The sequence below is a fragment of the Amycolatopsis sp. NPDC102522 genome (assembly GCF_055584485.1).
In genome coordinates, this window is the sequence record NZ_JBVJLY010000028.1 from 46,606 (window position 1) to 64,596 (window position 17,991).

A 17,991-nucleotide genomic window follows, 5' to 3' on the forward strand; every position below is an offset into this window, starting at 1 on the left:
CGGTTCGGTGAACCGGGCCCCTCTTTCGTGGTGGGTCAGGAGACGGCGTCGGCCACTGTCTCCTCGGCCAGCCGTTCGTTGCCCGACTGGGTCTTGAGCGGCTTGTGCTTGAGGAAGGCGACGGCGACGATGACCAGCAACGCGATCGGCGCGCTGATCAGGAACAACTCGCTGGTCGCTTCCCCGTAAGCCTCGCGGACGACGTTCGCGACAGGCTCGGGCAGCGCGGCGATGTTCGGCACCGCGCCGCCTTCGCCGCCGCCGGGCAGCGGCCCGAGGTCCTCGATGATCAGCGCGGTGACCCGGTTCGCGAGCACCGCGCCCAGCGCGCTCACCCCGATCGAGCCGCCGAGGCTGCGGAAGAACGACAGCGTGGAGGTCGCCGTGCCGAGGTCGTGCGCGTCGACGTCGTTCTGCGCCACCAGGACCAGGTTCTGCATCAGCATGCCGACGCCGACACCCAGGACGACCATGTACGCGCCGAGGACGACGAGGTTCGTTTTCGCGTCGAGCGTGCCCAGTAGGGCCAGGCCCACGGTCATCAGGGTCGAACCGAGCAGCAGGTGGCTCTTCCACTTCCCGGTCCGGCTGATCAGCTGGCCCGAGACGGTGGACGACACGAGGATGCCGAAGATCATCGGCAGGCTCAGCAGCCCGGCCACGGTCGGCGACTTGCCGAGCGACAGCTGGAAGTACTGGGACAGGAACACCGTCCCGCCGAACATCGCGACACCGACGAGGAAGCTCGCGAGGGTGGTCAGGGTGATCGTGCGGTTGCGGAACATCCCCAGCGGCAGGATCGGCTCGGCCACCTTCGACTCGACGTAGACGGCTAGGGCGAGGATGACCACGCCCGCGGTCACCAGGCCGACCGTCCACAGGGAGCCCCACGCGAACTGGTGCCCGGCCAGCGACGACCAGACCAGCAGCGTCGAGACGCCGGCCATGATCAGGAACGCGCCGAGATAGTCGACCTTCACGTCACGCCGGGTCGTCGGCAGGTTCAGGGTGCGCTGCAGCAGCAGGATCGCCGCCACCGCGAACGGGACGCCCAGGAAGAAGCACCAGCGCCAGCCGAGCCACGAGGTGTCCACCATGACGCCGCCGATCAGCGGGCCGGCGATGGTCCCGACGGCGAACACGGCGCCGAAGATCCCCGAGTACTTCCCGAGTTCACGCGGCGAGACGATGGCGGCCATGATCACCTGCGCGAGGGCGGTGAGCCCGCCCGCGCCGATGCCCTGCGCGACCCGGCTGGCGATCAGGAGTTCGATGTTGCCCGCGAACCCGGCGACCAGCGAACCGACCACGAACAGCCCGAGCGAGAGCTGGATCAGCAGCTTCTTGTTGTACAGGTCGGAAAGCTTGCCCCAGAGCGGAACCGTCGCGGTCATCGCGAGCAGTTCGGTGGTGACCACCCAGGTGTAGGACGACTGCGAACCGCCCAGTTCGGAGACGATGCGCGGCAACGCGTTCGCGACCACCGTCGAGGCGAGGATGGCGACGAACATGCCCATCATCAGCCCCGACATGGCTTCGAGGACCTGTTTGCGGCCCATCGAGCCCGGTGGAGACTCCGGTTCTCGCGGTTCGGTCATGGCTGTGGACATGGTCGTCCCCCTTCGTGTTCTTGTGAGGCCGGGCGCGTCAGCGCGCGCGGCCGCCGGGCTCGGGGAGCCCGGCGAGAAGCATTTCGACGGCTTCGTCCAGCAGATCGAGCGCGGACACGCGGCCGTCCTGCTGGTACCAGAGGATGAGCGTGGCGTTGACCGCGCCGCCGAGCGCGGAAAGCAGCAACGTCGGATACAGATCGGCCTTGGGATCCACGCCGGTGCGGCGCGCGATCGCCTCGATCGCCGGCGCGATGGTGTCGTGGTTCATCGCCACCGCGCGTGAATGCAGGGTGGCGTTCTCCTGGATCGCCTTCATCCGGCCGAGCCACTCTTCGCGGTTCTCGTCGATCTGGGTGATGTCTTCCTTCAGCGCATCGACGAAAGCGCGTGGAGTGCCGACATCTTTCGGCGTGGCAAGGAAGATCTCGATGGTGCGCTGCGACCGTTCGGCGTTGTCGGCGTGCGCGATGACGACAGCGTCCTCTTTGGACGCGAAGTAGTTGAAGAAGGTGCGCGACGAGACCCCCGCCGCCGCGCTGATGTCCTCGACCGTCACCTGGTCCAGACCGCGTTCGGCGACGAGCCGGACGGCGGTGGTCGCCAGCGCGCGGTGGGTTTCCAGCCGTTTGCGCTCGCGGAGACCTTTGACGGGTTCGGGCATGAGCACCACGATACGCCTAAAGGTGCAGATGCTGCAAAATTGCAGTTTGTGAACCGTGCCACTCGCGGCAGGCCGGATCCCGCCTGGCAGACTGCGGCGGGTGAGCGGAACGGTGCTGGTACTGGGCGGACGCAGCGAGATCGGTCTCGCGGTCGCGGAGCGGCTCGCCAAGGGCGGGGCGCGCGAGATCGTGCTGGCCGCACGGCGGAGCGCGGACCTCGGCGCGGAGACCGAACGGCTGCTGGCCGCGGGAGCGAAGACGGTCGACGTCGTCGAGTTCGACGCCGACGATCTCGCCGGGCACGGCCCGTTCCTGGAGAAGGTCGTCGCGGAGCACGGCCCGCTGGACGTCGTCGTCACCGCTTTCGGGATCCTCGGCGACCAGGCGCGGGCCGAAGCGGACGCCGAGCACGCCGTCGCGATCGTGCACACCGACTATGTGGCGCACGTGAGTGTGCTGACTCAGGTGGCCAATGTGCTTCGTGAGCAAGGAAGCGGAAGTCTCGTGGTGTTCTCGTCGGTCGCCGGGGTGCGGGTCCGGCGGGCGAACTACGTCTACGGATCGGCGAAAGCGGGCCTCGACGGCTTCGCGAGCGGTCTGGCCGACGCCCTGCACGGCACCGGCGTGCACCTCCTGCTCGTCCGGCCCGGATTCGTGATCGGCCGGATGACCGAAGGCATGTCGCCGGCGCCGTTCTCGAGCACGCCGGATCAGGTCGCCGACGCGACCGTCGCCGCGCTCCGGAAACGCCGGGATACGGTGTGGGTGCCGGGACTGCTGAGGCTGGTGTTCTCGGTGATGCGCTTGGTGCCTCGCGCGATCTGGCGCCGGATGCCGCGCTAGGGAGCGCTGCGCGATCGGTCCGGCACACGGTGTCGCGACAGGTTGTCTTCTTGGTCACTTCGGCTGGGCCGATCGGGCTTTAAGACCTGTTCATGACACTTTTCTCAGCTGATTCCCAGCTAACACGGTGATCCTCGAACGCGGGGGGATCATTCACGAAAGCGGGGAGAAGGTCGTGCTGCTCACGTCGCGAGGACGACGGATCGGCGGCCGTGTCGCACTGGGCCTGGTGTCGGCGGCAGTACTGGGTGTCACGGGCTTCGCGTGGACGCAGTTGAGCCGTCTGGACGCGGGAATCGTCACGGCCGACGTGATCGCGCCGTCCGCCCAGGTGCCCGACGGCCCGCCGGGGCAGCCGCTGCGGGTGGCGCAGAACATCCTGCTCGTCGGCATCGACTCGCGGACCGACACCAACGGGAACCCGTTGCCGCAGAACGTCCTCGACACGCTGCACGCCGGAAACGGCAACGCGGGCGGTGACACCACCGACACCATGATCGTGGTCCACATCCCGGCGGGCGGCGTCGGGGCGACGGCCATCTCCATCCCGCGTGATTCCTATGTGGACATCGCGGGCGGGTTCGGCAAGCACAAGATCAACTCGGCGTACAGCCGCGGCAAGAACGCCGCGATGACCTCGCTGCGCGCACAGGGCCTGACCGGCGCGCAGCTCGAGGTCAAGGCCAACGAGGCGGGCGCCAAACTCACGATCCAGACGATCGAGCAGTTCACCGGGCTCAGCATCAACCACTACGCCGCGGTCAACCTCGCCGGGTTCTCCGCGCTGAGCGAGGCCGTCGGCGGGGTCGAGGTCTGCCTCAAGGAACCGGTGCAGGACAAGTTCTCCGGGGCGTCCTTCCCGGCGGGCAAGCAGCTGCTTTCGGGCCCGCAGGCGCTCGCCTTCGTGCGGCAGCGGCACGGCCTGCCCAGCGACCTCGACCGCATCGCGCGGCAGCAGGCGTTCCTTTCGAGCATGGCCAAGACCGTGCTGGACGCGGGGACGTTCACCGATCCCACCAGGCTGAGCGCCCTGATCGACGCGATCCAGGGTTCGGTCGTGCTCGACCGCGGCTGGGACGTGCTGAGCTTCGCGCAGCAGCTGCGGGGGATGAGTTCGGGAGCGCTCAAGTTCCAGACGATCCCGGTCCAGAGCCTTTCCCTCCCGACGCCGTCCGACGGCGACGCGGTGAAGGTGGACCCGGCCCAGGTGAAGGCGTTCGTGAAGTCCGCGCTGAACTCGACGACCGTCGCCGCGGTGGGGGAGCCGACCGACGGGATCGGGATCAAGCCGGTGGCGGCCACGTCCTCCGTCGCCGCACCGCCTTCGTCTTCCACGTCTTCCGCGCCGCCTGAGATGGCCGGCTGCGTCAGCTGACGGGGAGCCATACCCGCCGCATTTGGTCCTCTGAATGCGGCTTTGGGCCGTACCGAAAACTTCTCCAAGATTCTTTTGAACCGCATCGCGACGCCGTCCGTGTCGATGGCGTAGGGGAGTTCCAGAGAGCCTGGAACCCAGGGTGCAGGGGAGAAAGAATCGTGCTGGGTAAACGAGTTGTGTCGGTCGCCGTCCTCGCCGCCGCCGGGGCGCTGTCGCTCGCGGCCTGTGGAACGCAGGAAGCCGCGCCGCGGCAGGAAACGGCGCCGGTCGAGCAGGTCGCCAACGAGCTGTCCTTCCTCGCCGGGACCGCGAAGGCGAACAACGCACAGCCCAAGACCGGTGACTGGGCAACGGGTTCCGACGGGACGCCCGCCACCGCGGACCAGAACACCGCCCGCAAATGGGTGCAGCTCAAGGCCGCCAAGGCCGGCGATCTCGGCCCGGTGGTCGTCAACGGCGCGGGGCTGACGTTGTACCGCTTCGACAAGGACACCGCCAAGCCTTCGAAATCGACTTGCAACGGCGACTGCGCCAAGACCTGGCCGCCGGTGCTCGTCGCTCCGGGAAGCAAGGTTTTCCTGGCAGGGGTCAAGAAATCCGCCGTCGGCACGGTGAAGCGTGACGACGGCACCGTTCAGCTGACCGTCGGCGGCTGGCCCGCCTACCGGTTCGCGAAGGACACCAAACCCGGTGACACGCTCGGCCAGGGCGTCGGCGGGACGTGGTTCGGGCTCGCGCCGAACGGTCAGAAGGCGCGGAGCGGGCAGCCGGAGGAGAGTGCTCCGCCGCAGAAGCCCGCGTCCAGTGCGGTTCTCTTCGACGGCAAGAACTTCAGTGACGACGAGCCGTCGCAAGGGCTCGCGGGCCAGGGCTGCCAGAACGTCGCCCGCCCTGGCGTGACGTCGTCCGTCTCCGCCGCCGGTTCGCTCAAGCTGTGGTCCGAAAAGGACTGCAAGGGCAAGTCCCTCGTCATCGACGGTGATGTCAAGGACCTCGCCAAGCTCGGTTTCGACAACAAGGTCACTTCGATCTTCTTCGGCTGAAACAAAACAGAGACGGGAATGGTGTGATGAAGCGTCGGTCCGGCTGGGTGATCGTGGCGAGCCTGTCTCTGTTCCTCACCGGTTGTGCCGCGACTGTAGGGGGAGTGGCACAACCGGTGGACCCCACCCGGGTCGCCGGGCTCGAGATCACCGACGGCCCCAGCGGTCTCAAGCCCGGCGTGCTCGGCGCCGCGCTCCCGGTCGAGGGCGGGGACGGCGGGGAGGTCGACAACCTCGCGGCCAACGCCGTCGCCGACGTCCAGCGGTATTGGCAGGAGCATCTGCCGGCGGTCTTCAAGCGCGAGTTCCGGCAGCTGGCCAACCTCGCTTCGTACGATTCGACGAGCCGCGGCCGCGAGATCTGTGGCGCGTCGACGGCCGGGCTGGTGAACGCCTTCTACTGCGCGGGAGAAGACGTCGTCGCGTGGGATCGCGGGGAACTGTTGCCGATGCTCAACGACTCCATCGGTTCGGCGGCGGTCATGGCCGTGCTCGCCCACGAGATCGGCCACGCCGTCCAGTTCCGGCTGGGCCTCCCGGCCGCGGCGCCGTCGATCGTGAAGGAGCAGCAGGCCGACTGCTACACCGGCACGTACTTCCGCTGGGTCGCCGAGGGCAAGTCGCCGATGTTCCAGGTCTCCACCGGCCGCGGCCTCAACGAGGTGCTCACCGCGCTGTTCCAGATCCGCGACACCGCCGGGGTCGCCTTCGACGACGACGGCGCGCACGGCAACGCGTTCGACCGGGTTTCCGCGTTCCAGTTCGGCTTCACCGACGGGCCCGCCCGCTGCGCGATGATCGACGAGCGGGAGATCGAGGGCCGCAGCACACAAGGCGGCTTCGGCTCGGCCGCGGCGAACGAACAAGCGGCGGCGGCGAACATCCGGCTCGACAACCGCGAGGCCCTGGCCGACCTCACCACCAGCCTGCGCCAGGCGTTCCGGCTCGCGGCCACCCCGCCGACACTCACCACCGGCGCGGCCTGCGGCGTGACGACGGAGGACGCGCTCGCGTCGTACTGCTCGGAGTCCAACCAGATCAACCTCGACCTCGACGGCCTCGTCCGCATCGGGACCCCGCCGCGCAGGGGACGGCAGGGCGGCATCGGTGACTTCGCCGCGTTCGCCGAGGTCGCGTCGCGCTACACCCTCGCCGTCCAGCAGGAAGGCGGGTTCCGGCTCGACGGCCCGGTGGCCGCGCAGCGCACCGCGTGCCTCACCGGCTTCTGGGCCTCGACCATCGTGGACGGCAAACGCGGGTCGCTCAGCTTGTCGCCGGGCGACCTCGACGAGGCCATCGCCGAGATGCTGACGCGGAACAGCCTGATCGCCGCGGACGTCCGGGGCCGGACGATCCCGGCGGGTTTCGCCAGGGTCGCCGCCTTCCGCGACGGCTTCTCCTCCGGCGACCAGGGCACCTGCGGCAAGAAGTACCGCTGAACGCGCGTGAAGGTCCCCTTCCCTCGGCTCAGCCGAGGGAAGGGGACCTTCACGCGCAAAGAGAGGCTTACACGAAGGCGCTCTGGCCGGTGATGGCCTTCCCGACGATCAGCGTGTTCATCTCCCGGGTGCCTTCGAACGAGTAGATCGCTTCGGCGTCGGTGAAGAACCGCATGATGTCGTTGTCCAGCACGATCCCGTTGCCGCCGAAGATCTCACGGCCCCACGCGACGACCTCCCGCATCCGCGAGGTCACGAACGCCTTCGCCAGCGACGAGTGCTCGTCCTTGAAGATCCCGGCGTCCTGCAACCGGGCCAGTTGCACCAGCATGCCCCACGACGCGGTGATGTTGCCGAGGCTCTTCACCAGCATGTCCTGCACCATCTGGAACCGCGCGATCGGACGGCCGAACTGCTTGCGCTCCTTGGCGTAGTCCAGCGCGAGTTCGTAGGCGCCGATCATCACGCCCAGCCCCTGCCAGGCGACACCGCCCCGGGTCGCGCGCAGGATCTCGGCGACGTCGCGGAACGAGTCGATGCCCTGGAGCCGGTTGGCCTCCGGCACCCGGACGTCGGTCAGCGTGATCTCGGCGTTCTCCACGATCCGGAACGCGAACTTGTTCTCGATCTTCACCGGCACGAATCCCGGCGAGTCCTTCTCGACCACGAAACCCTTGACGTTGTTGTCGTCCTCGTCGCGGGCCCACACGATGACGAGGTCGGCGAAGGTCGCGTTACCGATCCACTTCTTGGCACCGTTGAGGATCCAGGCGTCACCCTCGCGTCGAGCCGTGGTGCGCATGCCGCCCGCGACGTCGGAACCGCCGAGCGGCTCGGTCATCGCGAAGGCACCGATCTTGTCCATCGCCGCCATCGACGGGAGCCAGCGGTCACGCTGTTCCTGGTCGCCGCCCGAGTAGATGCTGTACATCGCGAGTCCGTTGTGGACACCGAAGAACGTGGCCACGGAAGGATCCGTGCGGGTCATCTCCATCGCCATCATGCCGCTGAGCAGGTGGCTGGTGGCCGGAAGGTGCTCCCCGTAGCCTTCGTAGGGCAGTCCGGCGAGGCCCTGTTCGCGGAACTTGCCGACGAGTTCGTGCGGGAACTCGCCCTTGGCCCAGTACTCGTTCACAAGCGGCTTGACGTCGGTGCGCATGAAGTCGCGCGCCTTGAGCAGCAGCTTGCGCTCCTCGTCGGGCAGCAAGGCTTCGTAGTCGTAGAAGTCGGCGATCAGCTGGTCATCCATGTCAGTTCTCCTCCTTGGCGGCGGTGGTGTCCAAAGCGGACAGCACCGCGAGCTGCTTGCGGTCGCGCGTCTCGGCGAGTTCCGAGTACGTGGAGGAGCCGTAAGCGGATTCCACGGCTTCGATGAGCCGTTCTTGTTCTTCCGGGGACTGCGAGGGCTGGCCGAGACCGGCCCACATCTTCTTCATCGACTTGCCGATGTGCTCGGCCATGTGCCGGTAGCCGCCGGGGCCGCCGCCCAGATGCGAGCCGAGGAACGGCCCGACCGTGGACCAGCGGATGCCGAGCGAGTTCGTCATCACCGCGTCCAATTCGGACGGTGACACGACACCTTGTTCCACCAGGTAGATCGCCTCGCGGCTCAGCGCGTTCTGGAGCCGGTTGCCGACGAAGCCGGGGATCTCCTTGCGCTCCACCACCGGGGTGCGGCCGGCGAACCGGTAGAACTCGACGGCGCGATCCACCGACTCGGCGCTGGTGCGCTCGCCGGGGACGACCTCGACCAGCGGGATCAGGTGCGGCGGGTTGAACGGGTGTCCGATCAGGACTCGCGACGCGTCTTCGAGGTCCGCCGCGAACGCCGTCGAGGGGATCGCCGAAGACGAGCTGAGCAGCAGCGCGTGCGACGGTGCCTCGCGGACCAGGGTCGTGAACAGGTCCTTCTTGAACTCGACGCTCTCCGGTCCGTTCTCCTGCACGACATCCGCGTGCCGGACGGCTTCCGTGACGTCAGCGGCGAGGTGGACGCGAGGGGCGAGGTCCGCGGCGTCCCGGCCGAGATGCGGGGCGAACGCCTCCAGTGCGGCGGCGACGGCGTCGGCGAGGTCCGGCCGCGGGTCCGAGACCCAGACCTCCATCTCGTGCGCGGCGAACAACGCCGTCCACGAAAGGCCGATCGTGCCCGCGCCGATCACCGCGGCGGTACGAAAAGTCATGACTGCGCTCCCTTCAAGTAGTCGAAGACCGGCTTGACCGGGGCGAGCGTCAGGTCGGTGAGGATGTGGCTCGCGGAGACGACCTCCAGCACCGGGAGATCGGCGAGCGGGGCCAGGACGTGCTGGAACAGCTGCAGCCGCGCCGGCCCGGTCCACGCTTCCTTGACCACGACGTCGGTGATCTCGGTGCGGACCAGTTCGAAGACCCGGGGCGAACCGTCGTAGTCCGGGATGGTCTTGAGCATGAACGTCGGCACGGTGATCTGCGCTTCGGCCTCACGGACTTCCAGCCGGTTGTGCTTGTAGCCCATGGTCGCTGTCGCGACCCGCTGGCTGCCGTAGTCGAGTGTCCCGACGAGCGCGCCGTTCTCGGCGAACAGCTTCGGCGAGCCGATGGTCTTCGGGTACGCGCTGATCTCGCGGCCGGACGCGGTGGCCGGGAAGTTGTCGAGGTACATCGCGTGCAGGTACTCGCCGCGCTCGCCCTCGAAGCTCACCGGGATCGCCTGGCCGGACTCCGTGTAGGGCCCGTATCCGCTGACGTCGCCCATCTTCATCACCTCGAACCGCACCAGCGGCTCGTCGATCTCCAGGGGCTCCGGGACGACAGCGCGCAGGGCGTCGGCGTCGGTGCGGTAGACGATGTTCAGGTACTCGCGGTCGGTGAACCGGGGCACCACCGGCGCGTACGCCGGGTTCGTGAGCGGGGTGGTCACGTGCTGGAGGACTTCTTGCTGCTTCATTTCACTCACCGGTCCTCTCACTTACAAGTCCACAGTGGGGCGCGGCGCTCGGCGAAGGCCTGCATGCCCTCGCGGACGTCGGCCGACTTCATCAGCGCCGGCATCGCCGAACGCTGGGAGGCAAACGCTTGCGCGTCCGGGACGCCGTCCGCCGCGCGGACGATCTTCTTGACCAGGGCCAGCGCCAGCGGAGCGTTGGCGGCGATTTGGTCGGCCAGCTGCAGGGCGACGGCGGCGGCCTCGCCGCTCGGGACGACCCGGTTCACCAGACCCAGCTCCCCGGCGCGCCCGGCGCCGATCGGCTCGCCGGTGAGCAGGAACTCCATCGCCAGGTGATGCGGGATCCGCTTCGGCAGCCGGATCACGCCACCACCGGCGGCGATCAGCCCGCGCTTGACCTCGGGCAAGCCGAACTTCGCGTCTTCGGCGGCGACGATCAGGTCGCAGCCCAGCGCCAGTTCGAACCCGCCGCCCATGGCCCAGCCCTCGACGGCGGCGATGAGGGGTTTCGACAACTCAGCCTCGGTCAGCCCGCCGAACCCGCGGCCGGGGAGCTCGGGAGACTCGCCTTTCAGCGCCGCCTTGAGGTCCATTCCGGCACTGAACGAGCCGTCCGCGCCGGTCAGGACCCCGGCCCGCAGCGCGGGATCGGCTTCCAGCAGGTCGAGCGCTTCCGCGAGCCCGGCGGCGACGGCGGCGTTGACCGCGTTGCGGGCCTGCGGTCGGTCGATCGTGATCAGCAGCGTGCTGCCGACCCGTTCTGTCCTTACTTCGTTGGTGCTCATGGGTTCTTCCTCAACTGGGTGTTCTCAAAGCGTGGTGGCGAGTTCGCGCAGGACGTCTTCGGTGTCCTGACCCGGCAGGGGAGCCAGGCGCCGGACGGAACCGGGGGTCGCGGAGAACTTCACCGGGATGCCGATGGTGCGGATCGAGCCCTCGCTCGGGTGCTCGACGACGTCGAGCAGGTGACCGTCGCGGACGTACTCGTCGTCCTGCGCCTTGTCCAGTTCCAGGACCGGGGCCATCGGGATGCTGTGCTTCGCGCAGACCTCGGTCCACTCCTCGGTGGTCAGCGCCGGGGCGCATTCGGCGATCATCGCGGCCAGCGCCTCGTGGTCGGCGCCGTCGATCGCGTCGCCGTTGACCCGGGGGTCGTCGGCCAGTTCCGGCCGGCCGGCGGCGTGGAAGAAGTCGCGGAAGTTCTGCGGGTTGTAGGGGATCACGCAGGCCATGCCGTCCTTGGTGTGCACGGCCTGGTGCCCGGGGTTCATCGACGGGCCGAAGCCGGTCGGGCCCTCCGCGGGCTCGAAGACGTGCCCGGCCAGGTGCTCGACCAGGTTGAACGCGATCAGCGTGTCGGTCATCGGGATCTCGACCCGCTGGCCCTCGCCGGTCTTGTCGCGGTGCACCAGCGCCGCGAGCACGGTGTAGGCGATGGTCAGGGAGGAGACCTTGTCGCCGATGATCGTCGGCAGGTAGACCGGCTTGCCCAGCGCGCGGTTCGCGACGTCGACCAGGCCGGAGGATGCCTGCACTGTCTCGTCGTAGGCGGCGTGGCCCGCGCGGTCGGAGTCGCCGCGGAAGCCCTGCGCGTGGGCGTAGACCAGGCCGGGGTTGCGGGCGGCGACGTCGGCGTAGTTCATGCCGAGCCTGCTCAGCGCACCCGGGCGCATGTTCGTGATCAGCACGTCGGCGGTGTCGATCAGCTTGAGCGCCTGCTCGCGCTGCTCCTCGTCCTTGAGGTTGAGGGCGACGCTGCGCTTGTTGCGGTTCACGTTCAGGTTGAGCGGCGTCATCCCCGGCGTCGTGCGGAACTTGCCCACTCGCACGGTGTCGGCGGGGGACTCGATCTTGATCACGTCGGCGCCGAGGTCGCCGAGGATCTGCGCGGCGTACGGACCCATGACGACCGTCGAGAGGTCGATCACGCGAACGCCGTCCAGCGGTCCGGTGGCGGTCTGAGTCATTTGCTTTCCCTTCGCCGTTGTTCGCTCTACTTACGAAGTTAGGCGCGAATGGCGATAAAGGGAATGATCAAAGAAAGAAGAATGGTATGACCGCGGTGGTCATACCATTAAATGGTGTCCGGAGGGAGGTGGGGCGCGTTGTCGTGAGTGGTAAGTGTTGTTAGAACGGCACTTACCACTCACGACCAACCGGACCGAGGCGGCTGGTGAGATGCACCGGAAAGCGTTGCGAAAGCCACTTTCGCAACATCGTCTTCCGTCAGGCCGCACTGGGGTCGTGAGTGTGAGGGGTAGGGCGAACGTGGCGTGCTGTTGAGGTGTGCCCCCAATGCCACATTGGAGCCTTCAGGACATTCCGCGGCGCTGCTCAGGGCACCCGAACCTTTGCGGACGTGACGGTGAAGGGAACCTTCCCCGCATGCGATGCGACGAAAGTCCCTTTCACCCCGACCGACAGGACACCTTTGCCTTTCGGTCCACTAGAACCAACCGTGTCCTGGGTGCCCGCACCGGGCAGGTTCGCGTGACTGGATGGACGACACACGTGACTGAGCGGACGACTCGCGGTGAGGCTCCGGTCATGAGCGAGTTGTCCGTCCAGGCGCGCGAAAGTACTGGCTGGGGCCGGTGGGTCGTGAGTGGCAATGAGCGTTAGAACGACACTTGCCACTCACGACCAACGGGACCGAGACGGCTGGTGAGACGCACCGGCCGCGCGACCGCCTTCACGTTGAAAGCGGCTCGGCGAAGATCTCGCGGACCCCGGCGACGAGTCCGGCGAGGTCCCCGTCCTCGGCGCGGTCGCGCCGCCAGACCAGGGCGGTCTCCAGCTGCGGGCGGAAATCGGCGAACGGCAGGATGGTGGCGCCGTCGACCAGGAACAGGTGCATCGGGCTGGCCGGATCGAGCATGGTGATCGAGAACGACGAGCCGTTCGCCACCAGTTCGGAAATGCCCGAATATTCGGTTCCGCAGACCTTGAGCCTTTTCTTGATGCCCGCGTTCGACAATTTCCGGTCCATATCGTCCGAATAGGCTGGAATACTTTCCGAGGCCGACGCGATATAGGACAGATCAGTCAATTCGGCGATGTCCACCGTTTCCCGGCCGGTGAACCGGTCGGCCGGGACGACGGCGCCGAGTCGCTCGACCTGCACCGGGACGATCTCCAGCGCGGGATCGGTGACCGGCATCCGGACCAGCGACAACGCGAGTTTGCCCTCGTGCACCGCGGCGACGAGATCCGGCGTCGTCCCGGGCCAGCGTTTGAGTTCGAACCGGTCGTGGCAGCGTTCTTCGAGCCGTTTGACCCGTTCCCGCAGGGCCGGGTGCACGCCGGCGGGCATGCCGACGAACACGGTGCTCCGGCTCGGTTTCACCGCTTCCTGCAGCCGCCACGGAATCGCGTTGACCTGGTCGAGGACGTCCCGCGCGATCGGCAGCAGCGCGGCCCCCGCCGCCGTCAGCGTGACGTGGTGGGTGCTGCGGTCGAACAGCTTGTGACCGAGCTCGTGTTCGAGATCCTTGATCCGCTGGCTCAGCGGGGAGGCGGCCATATGCAGCTTCCGGGCCGCCTGGGAGAAATTCAGCTCCTCGGCGACGGCCACGAAGTACCGCAGGTGCAACATCTCCACGTGATCACCCTAACCGGAACGCGACGGTGAACGCCGCTCCGCCTTCCGGCGCCGGACCCGCGGTCAGCGTCCCGCCCATCCGGGTGACCAAGCCGTGGGCCAGCGCGAGCCCGATGCCCGACCCGACCGGGCGGCTGTCGCGGTAGCGCTTGTTCAGCACGCCGCGGTCGAACGCGACAGGGTAGTCCTCCGGCGCCAGGCCCGGGCCGCCGTCCCGCACCGCCAGCTGCGCCTGTCCCTGGGTCGTGACCAGGGAGAACACGATCGGCGCGCCCGCCGGGGTCACGCGCAGCGCGTTCTCGGCCAGCCCGTCGACGACCTGGCGGAGCCGCCGCGGATCGGCGACGACCGGGACCTCTCCGGCGGACCGTTCCACCAGCAGCGTGACGTTCTGCTGAGCGCATCGCAGCCGCCAGACGTCGGCGCATTCGTCGACGAGCGCGGCGAGATCGAGCCGTGCCGGGTCGAGACGGAACTCGTCGGCGCCGAGCCTCGCCAGTTCCAGCAGGTCGCTGACCAGGCGTTCCAGTCGGGCGGCCTCACGGTGGATGGTCTGCCCGGCGCGGCGCGCGTCCTCGCCTTCGGCCACGCCGTCACCGATCGCCTCGGCGAATCCGGTGACGGCGGTCAGCGGCGTCCGCAGTTCGTGCGACACCGAAAGCAGAAACTCGCGTTGCCTCGCCTCGCTGCACTGCAGCGCGTCGGCCAGCTCGTTGACCGACGTCGCCACGTCCGCGACCTCGGACGGCCCTTCGACGGGAACCCGCAGGTCACGGCGTCCGGACCGCATCCCGTTCGCCACCGACGCGGCCCGGCGCAACGGCCGGGACAGCATCCGGCTCAGCACGAGCCCCGCGATCGCGGCGACCGCGAGCCCCGCGCCGAGCGCGAGCACGGTGTTGCGCACCAGCATCCGTCCGCGCGCCTCACCGAGCTTGGTCGATTGGACGAGCGCGAACGCGGCGCCCTTCGCACCGACAGTGCGGGCTTCGACGAGGTACTGCTGACCTTCGACGAGGACCGTGCCCGAGCGGGTGAACCCCGTCTTGGTGGCGGCGATCGCCGCGACGGTCCCGGCGCCGTCGAGCGTCCCGTTCGGACGGCGGGCCACGACGTCGATCCCCTGTCCCCGAACGACTTCCGCGGCCTTGCCGATGCCGAGCCGGTTGCCGATCCCGGTCTCGTCGAGCTGGCTCGCGACCACGTCGGCCTGCGCCGAGAGCGACTGGCGGAGCACGTCGATCCCGGTGGTGCGGATCAGCCGGGCCGCGACCAGCCCGGCGACCACCACCGCGACCGCGGCGATCGCCAGGCACACCACGGTGATCCGCAGCGCGAGCGACGTCCGCTTCATCCGGCGTCCGCCGCGTAGCCGATCCCGCGGACCGTCCTGATCGGACTCCGGCCGCCGAGTTTCCCGCGCAGCTGGGCGATGTGGACGTCCACGGTCCGCGTGCCCGCCGAAGCCGCGTAACCCCAGACGGAACTGAGCAGCTGTTCGCGGCTGAACACCTGGCCGGGGCGTTTCACCAGATGAGTGAGCAGGTCGAACTCGGTCGAGGTCAGCGCGACCTCGGTTTCGGCGGCCCAGACGCGGCGCTGGGTGACGTCGACGCGAACACCGCCCGCCGTGTAGGTCTCGGCGGGCGGCGCGGCCCCGGCGGCACGGCGCAGGACGGTCCGGACCCTGGCCGAGAGCTCACGCGGGCTGAACGGTTTCGTCAGGTAGTCGTCCGCGCCGATCTCCAGGCCCAGCAAGCGGTCCAGTTCGTCGTCGCGGGCGGTCACGAACAGCACGGGTGTCCAGTCGCCGTCCGCGCGCAGCGTCCGGCAGATCTCGATACCGTCCATTCCGGACAGTCCGATGTCGAGCACGATCGCGACCGGGCGCGTCCGCCGGATCGTGGCCAGCGCCGCGCCGCCGTCCGCCTCCACCTGCACGCCGAACCCGTCCCGCCGCAGGTACAGCGAGGCGAGTTCGGCGATCGCGGGGTCGTCCTCGACGACCAGTACCAGTCCGCGTCCCGGTTGTGTCGTCACCGGCAGATCCTGTCACGGGGCCGGGTCGCCGGCCATGTCCTGTTCTATCGAGTCGAGGGTGCGCTGGACATCGCTCAGCTCACCCGGCGCCGGGCTCGACGTCGGCTTCTCGTCGGTGCACGCGGCCGCTCCGAACAGTGCGAACGCGGCCAGGGCCGTGATCAGGAGGCGTTTCACTTGCCCGCCCTGCAGTGCGCGCCCGCGAAGGCGTCGAGCTTCTGCTTCGCCGCGGTGAGTTCGGGAAGCCGTCCGCTGCGCTTGTCGGCCCGTTTCTGAAGCCTGTCGGCGGTGTCGTTGTGGTTCTTCTTGCGATGGTCCTCGGCCCTGGCCTTGAGATTCGCCACGGAACCGCGGATCTCGGGGCCGCCGTTGATGCGGTCGGTGAGCTTCGTGGTGCGCTCGGTGAGCTTGGGCAGCCACTCGGTGCACAGCTGCTGGGACTCCTCAGGGCTGAGGGTGATGGGCGCCGTCTGGGCCGAGGCGGCGGGGGCGAGGACCGTGAGACCAGCGAGGCCGGCCGCGGTCAGGCAGGCGGCGATGGTGTGTTTCAGCATGCGAAGAGCGTCGCGCGGGCAGATACGAGGAATGTGGGGGAAATGTTCGGGTTTCGTAAGCGATACTCGGACGATGGGGCTGAAGACTCTGACCGCCACCGTCGTGGCGACGCTGTTGCTGACCGCCGCACCGGCCATCGCGTCACCACCCGCGTTCGTCCTGCGGGACGGCGTCAGCGAGCCGGTGTTCTCCTACGAGAAGGCCATCCGTGAGACCGCCTGGGTGGAGACCGGCCAGGACCTCGACCGCGACGGCCAGGTCGATCGGGTCGCCGCCGACATCATCCGCCCGGCCGAACCGGCCGCACGCGGGCAGCGCGTTCCGGTGATCATGGACGTCAGCCCGTACTTCGAGAAGATCGGGCGTGGCAACGAGCGCCAGCCGAAGACCTACCTGCCCGACGGCACGCCTTCGCAGTTCCCGCTCTTCTACGACAACTACTTCGTGCCGCGCGGGTACGCCGTCGTGCTGGTCGACGTCGGGGGCACCAATCGCTCGTCCGGGTGTTTCGACGACGTCGCCTCCGGCAACGGGGTCGTGAACTGGCTCAACGGGCGCGCGAACGCGTTCCGGACGCCGTTCGGGCCTGAGCGTGTCCGGGCGGGCTGGGCGAACGGGTCGGTCGGCGCGATCGGGAAGTCGCAGGACGGGGCGACGGCGATCGGGATGGCGGCGTCCGGGATCGAGGGTCTGAAGACCATCGTGCCGATCGCCGGGGTCAGTTCGTACTACGAGGTGCACAACGCGGACGGCGCGTACTTCGGCTGGGCGGGCGGGCCGGGCCTGTACAACGAGCGGGCGCTGAAGCTGTGTCAGCCGTTCGAGGACGACAACGCGCGGCGCGCGGGCACGGACGGGAACTTCAACGACTACTGGCGCGGGCTCGACTATGTCGCGAAGACGGGGAAGGTGCGTGCAAGCGTTTTCGCGTCGATGGGCTTCCACGATCTCAACGTGAACCCGATCCAGTTCGGGCCCTGGTGGGAGGCGCTGAACGCGTACGGCGTGCCGCGCAAGGCGTGGCTGCACCAGGCGGCGCACGTCGACCCGTTCGACCTCGACCGGTCGCTGTTCGTGAAGACCCTGCACCGCTGGTTCGACCGGTGGCTGCTCGGCGTCCGCAACGGCGTCGAGACCGAACCCGCGATCCGGATCGAGCACGCCCCGGACCGCTGGGCCGACGAACGCCGCTGGCCGCCTGCCGGTCGTTCGCGCACCCTGTGGCCCTCCTCGGATGGCGGGCTGGGGAACCGTCCTGCCGCTGGCGTCGCTTCGGTGACCGAAGACCCGGCGCGCGGCGCGTCCCAGTGGGTGGAGAACCCGTCGCAGTCCAGTCCGGATCGCCTTGTCTTCGCGGGTGAACCGGTGCGCGCGGACACCCGGATCGCCGGGACCGCCACCGTGACGGTGACCGCCCGTTCCGACAAACCGAGCGCGCGGCTCGGGGCGGTGCTGGTCGACTACGGTCCCGCGACAGTGCGGAACACGCAGTTCCCCGCGCTGGGCACCAAGAACCTGACGAGCCGATCCTGCTGGGGCGCGGGCACGGCCGTGGATACCGGCTGCTTCCTCGACACCGTCGCGGATCTGACCACCGTGGACAAACAGATCGTGGCGACCGGCTGGGCGGATCTCGGCCACCATCGGTCGCTGTGGCGGGGCGAGCTTCTGGAGCCCGGCAAGGCGTACACGATGACGTTCCGGCTGAGCAGCCTCGACCACGTCGTCCCTGCCGGACACCGGCTGGCGCTGGTCCTGGGCGGTACCGACGCGGACATGTTCGACCCCACGCTGCCCGCGCCCGGGGCCCGGGTGACCTTCGACCTGGGCGGGACTTCGCTCTCGGTGCCGGTCACCACCCGCGTTTAGTCCTCTGAATGCGGTCCTTGCG

General features: G+C 68.6%; 17 protein-coding genes. 5 read left to right on the plus strand and 12 right to left on the minus strand.

The genetic code is table 11. The features are described from left to right. Nucleotides 1-35 precede the first annotated feature (35 nt). Both ACZ6YV_RS39130 and ACZ6YV_RS39135 read right to left on the minus strand, forming a co-directional pair. A complete protein-coding gene (locus ACZ6YV_RS39130; protein WP_465514501.1) occupies nucleotides 36-1,559 on the minus strand; it encodes an MDR family MFS transporter in 1,524 nt (507 codons plus the stop codon). Nucleotides 1,560-1,647: 88 nt separating this feature from the next. Continuing rightward, complete coding sequence (locus ACZ6YV_RS39135; protein WP_465514444.1) at nucleotides 1,648-2,274, minus strand: TetR/AcrR family transcriptional regulator; 627 nt, start codon at nucleotides 2,272-2,274, stop codon at nucleotides 1,648-1,650. Nucleotides 2,275-2,374: 100 nt separating this feature from the next. Here ACZ6YV_RS39135 and ACZ6YV_RS39140 point away from each other — a divergent pair, with 100 nt between their 5' ends. The 4 genes from ACZ6YV_RS39140 (at nucleotide 2,375) to ACZ6YV_RS39155 (ending at nucleotide 6,978) form a co-directional block, all read left to right on the plus strand. Further along, a complete protein-coding gene (locus tag ACZ6YV_RS39140; RefSeq protein WP_465514445.1) occupies nucleotides 2,375-3,118 on the plus strand; it encodes an SDR family NAD(P)-dependent oxidoreductase in 744 nt (247 codons plus the stop codon). A gap of 175 nt (nucleotides 3,119-3,293) precedes the next feature. Continuing rightward, nucleotides 3,294-4,493, plus strand: a complete 1,200-nt coding sequence (locus ACZ6YV_RS39145; protein WP_465514446.1) for an LCP family protein — start codon at nucleotides 3,294-3,296, stop codon at nucleotides 4,491-4,493. A gap of 161 nt (nucleotides 4,494-4,654) precedes the next feature. After that, nucleotides 4,655-5,539 (plus strand): hypothetical protein, encoded by an 885-nt coding sequence (locus ACZ6YV_RS39150; RefSeq protein ID WP_465514447.1) that lies wholly within the window; start codon nucleotides 4,655-4,657, stop codon nucleotides 5,537-5,539. 104 nt (nucleotides 5,540-5,643) lie between these two features. Beyond that, nucleotides 5,644-6,978, plus strand: a complete 1,335-nt coding sequence (locus ACZ6YV_RS39155; RefSeq protein WP_465514448.1) for a neutral zinc metallopeptidase — start codon at nucleotides 5,644-5,646, stop codon at nucleotides 6,976-6,978. 67 nt (nucleotides 6,979-7,045) lie between these two features. Here the strand turns inward: ACZ6YV_RS39155 and ACZ6YV_RS39160 are convergent, their stop codons facing one another. The 10 genes from ACZ6YV_RS39160 to ACZ6YV_RS39205 all read right to left on the minus strand — a co-directional run bounded on the left by ACZ6YV_RS39160 (nucleotide 7,046) and on the right by ACZ6YV_RS39205 (nucleotide 16,099). Then, nucleotides 7,046-8,227, minus strand: coding sequence for an acyl-CoA dehydrogenase family protein (locus ACZ6YV_RS39160; RefSeq protein ID WP_465514449.1), 1,182 nt, complete (start codon nucleotides 8,225-8,227; stop codon nucleotides 7,046-7,048). A 1-nt stretch (nucleotide 8,228) separates the two neighbouring features. Beyond that, nucleotides 8,229-9,161, minus strand: coding sequence for a 3-hydroxyacyl-CoA dehydrogenase NAD-binding domain-containing protein (locus ACZ6YV_RS39165; protein WP_465514450.1), 933 nt, complete (start codon nucleotides 9,159-9,161; stop codon nucleotides 8,229-8,231). After that, complete coding sequence (locus tag ACZ6YV_RS39170; protein ID WP_465514451.1) at nucleotides 9,158-9,904, minus strand: acetoacetate decarboxylase; 747 nt, start codon at nucleotides 9,902-9,904, stop codon at nucleotides 9,158-9,160. Before ACZ6YV_RS39170 ends, ACZ6YV_RS39165 begins: the two co-directional genes overlap by 4 nt. Nucleotides 9,905-9,921: 17 nt before the next feature. Then, complete coding sequence (locus tag ACZ6YV_RS39175; RefSeq protein WP_465514452.1) at nucleotides 9,922-10,689, minus strand: crotonase/enoyl-CoA hydratase family protein; 768 nt, start codon at nucleotides 10,687-10,689, stop codon at nucleotides 9,922-9,924. A gap of 24 nt (nucleotides 10,690-10,713) precedes the next feature. Continuing rightward, nucleotides 10,714-11,871: a CaiB/BaiF CoA transferase family protein gene (locus ACZ6YV_RS39180; RefSeq protein WP_465514453.1), complete on the minus strand. Its 1,158-nt coding sequence runs from the start codon at nucleotides 11,869-11,871 to the stop codon at nucleotides 10,714-10,716. Nucleotides 11,872-12,596: 725 nt separating this feature from the next. Continuing rightward, complete coding sequence (locus tag ACZ6YV_RS39185) at nucleotides 12,597-13,505, minus strand: LysR family transcriptional regulator (RefSeq protein ID WP_465514454.1); 909 nt, start codon at nucleotides 13,503-13,505, stop codon at nucleotides 12,597-12,599. A 4-nt stretch (nucleotides 13,506-13,509) separates the two neighbouring features. Then, a complete protein-coding gene (locus ACZ6YV_RS39190; RefSeq protein WP_465514455.1) occupies nucleotides 13,510-14,859 on the minus strand; it encodes a HAMP domain-containing sensor histidine kinase in 1,350 nt (449 codons plus the stop codon). Next, entirely contained in the window at nucleotides 14,856-15,545 is a 690-nt protein-coding gene (locus ACZ6YV_RS39195; protein WP_465514456.1) for a response regulator transcription factor, read from the minus strand. Before ACZ6YV_RS39195 ends, ACZ6YV_RS39190 begins: the two co-directional genes overlap by 4 nt. Before the next feature lie 12 nt (nucleotides 15,546-15,557). Continuing rightward, on the minus strand, nucleotides 15,558-15,722 hold the full coding sequence (locus tag ACZ6YV_RS39200) for a hypothetical protein (RefSeq protein ID WP_465514457.1): 165 nt from the start codon (nucleotides 15,720-15,722) through the stop codon (nucleotides 15,558-15,560). Beyond that, a complete protein-coding gene (locus ACZ6YV_RS39205; protein ID WP_465514458.1) occupies nucleotides 15,719-16,099 on the minus strand; it encodes a hypothetical protein in 381 nt (126 codons plus the stop codon). The genes ACZ6YV_RS39200 and ACZ6YV_RS39205 overlap by 4 nt, the downstream gene beginning before the upstream one ends. A 73-nt stretch (nucleotides 16,100-16,172) precedes the next feature. Here ACZ6YV_RS39205 and ACZ6YV_RS39210 point away from each other — a divergent pair, with 73 nt between their 5' ends. Then, nucleotides 16,173-17,969: a CocE/NonD family hydrolase gene (locus ACZ6YV_RS39210; RefSeq protein WP_465514459.1), complete on the plus strand. Its 1,797-nt coding sequence runs from the start codon at nucleotides 16,173-16,175 to the stop codon at nucleotides 17,967-17,969. Nucleotides 17,970-17,991 lie beyond the last annotated feature (22 nt).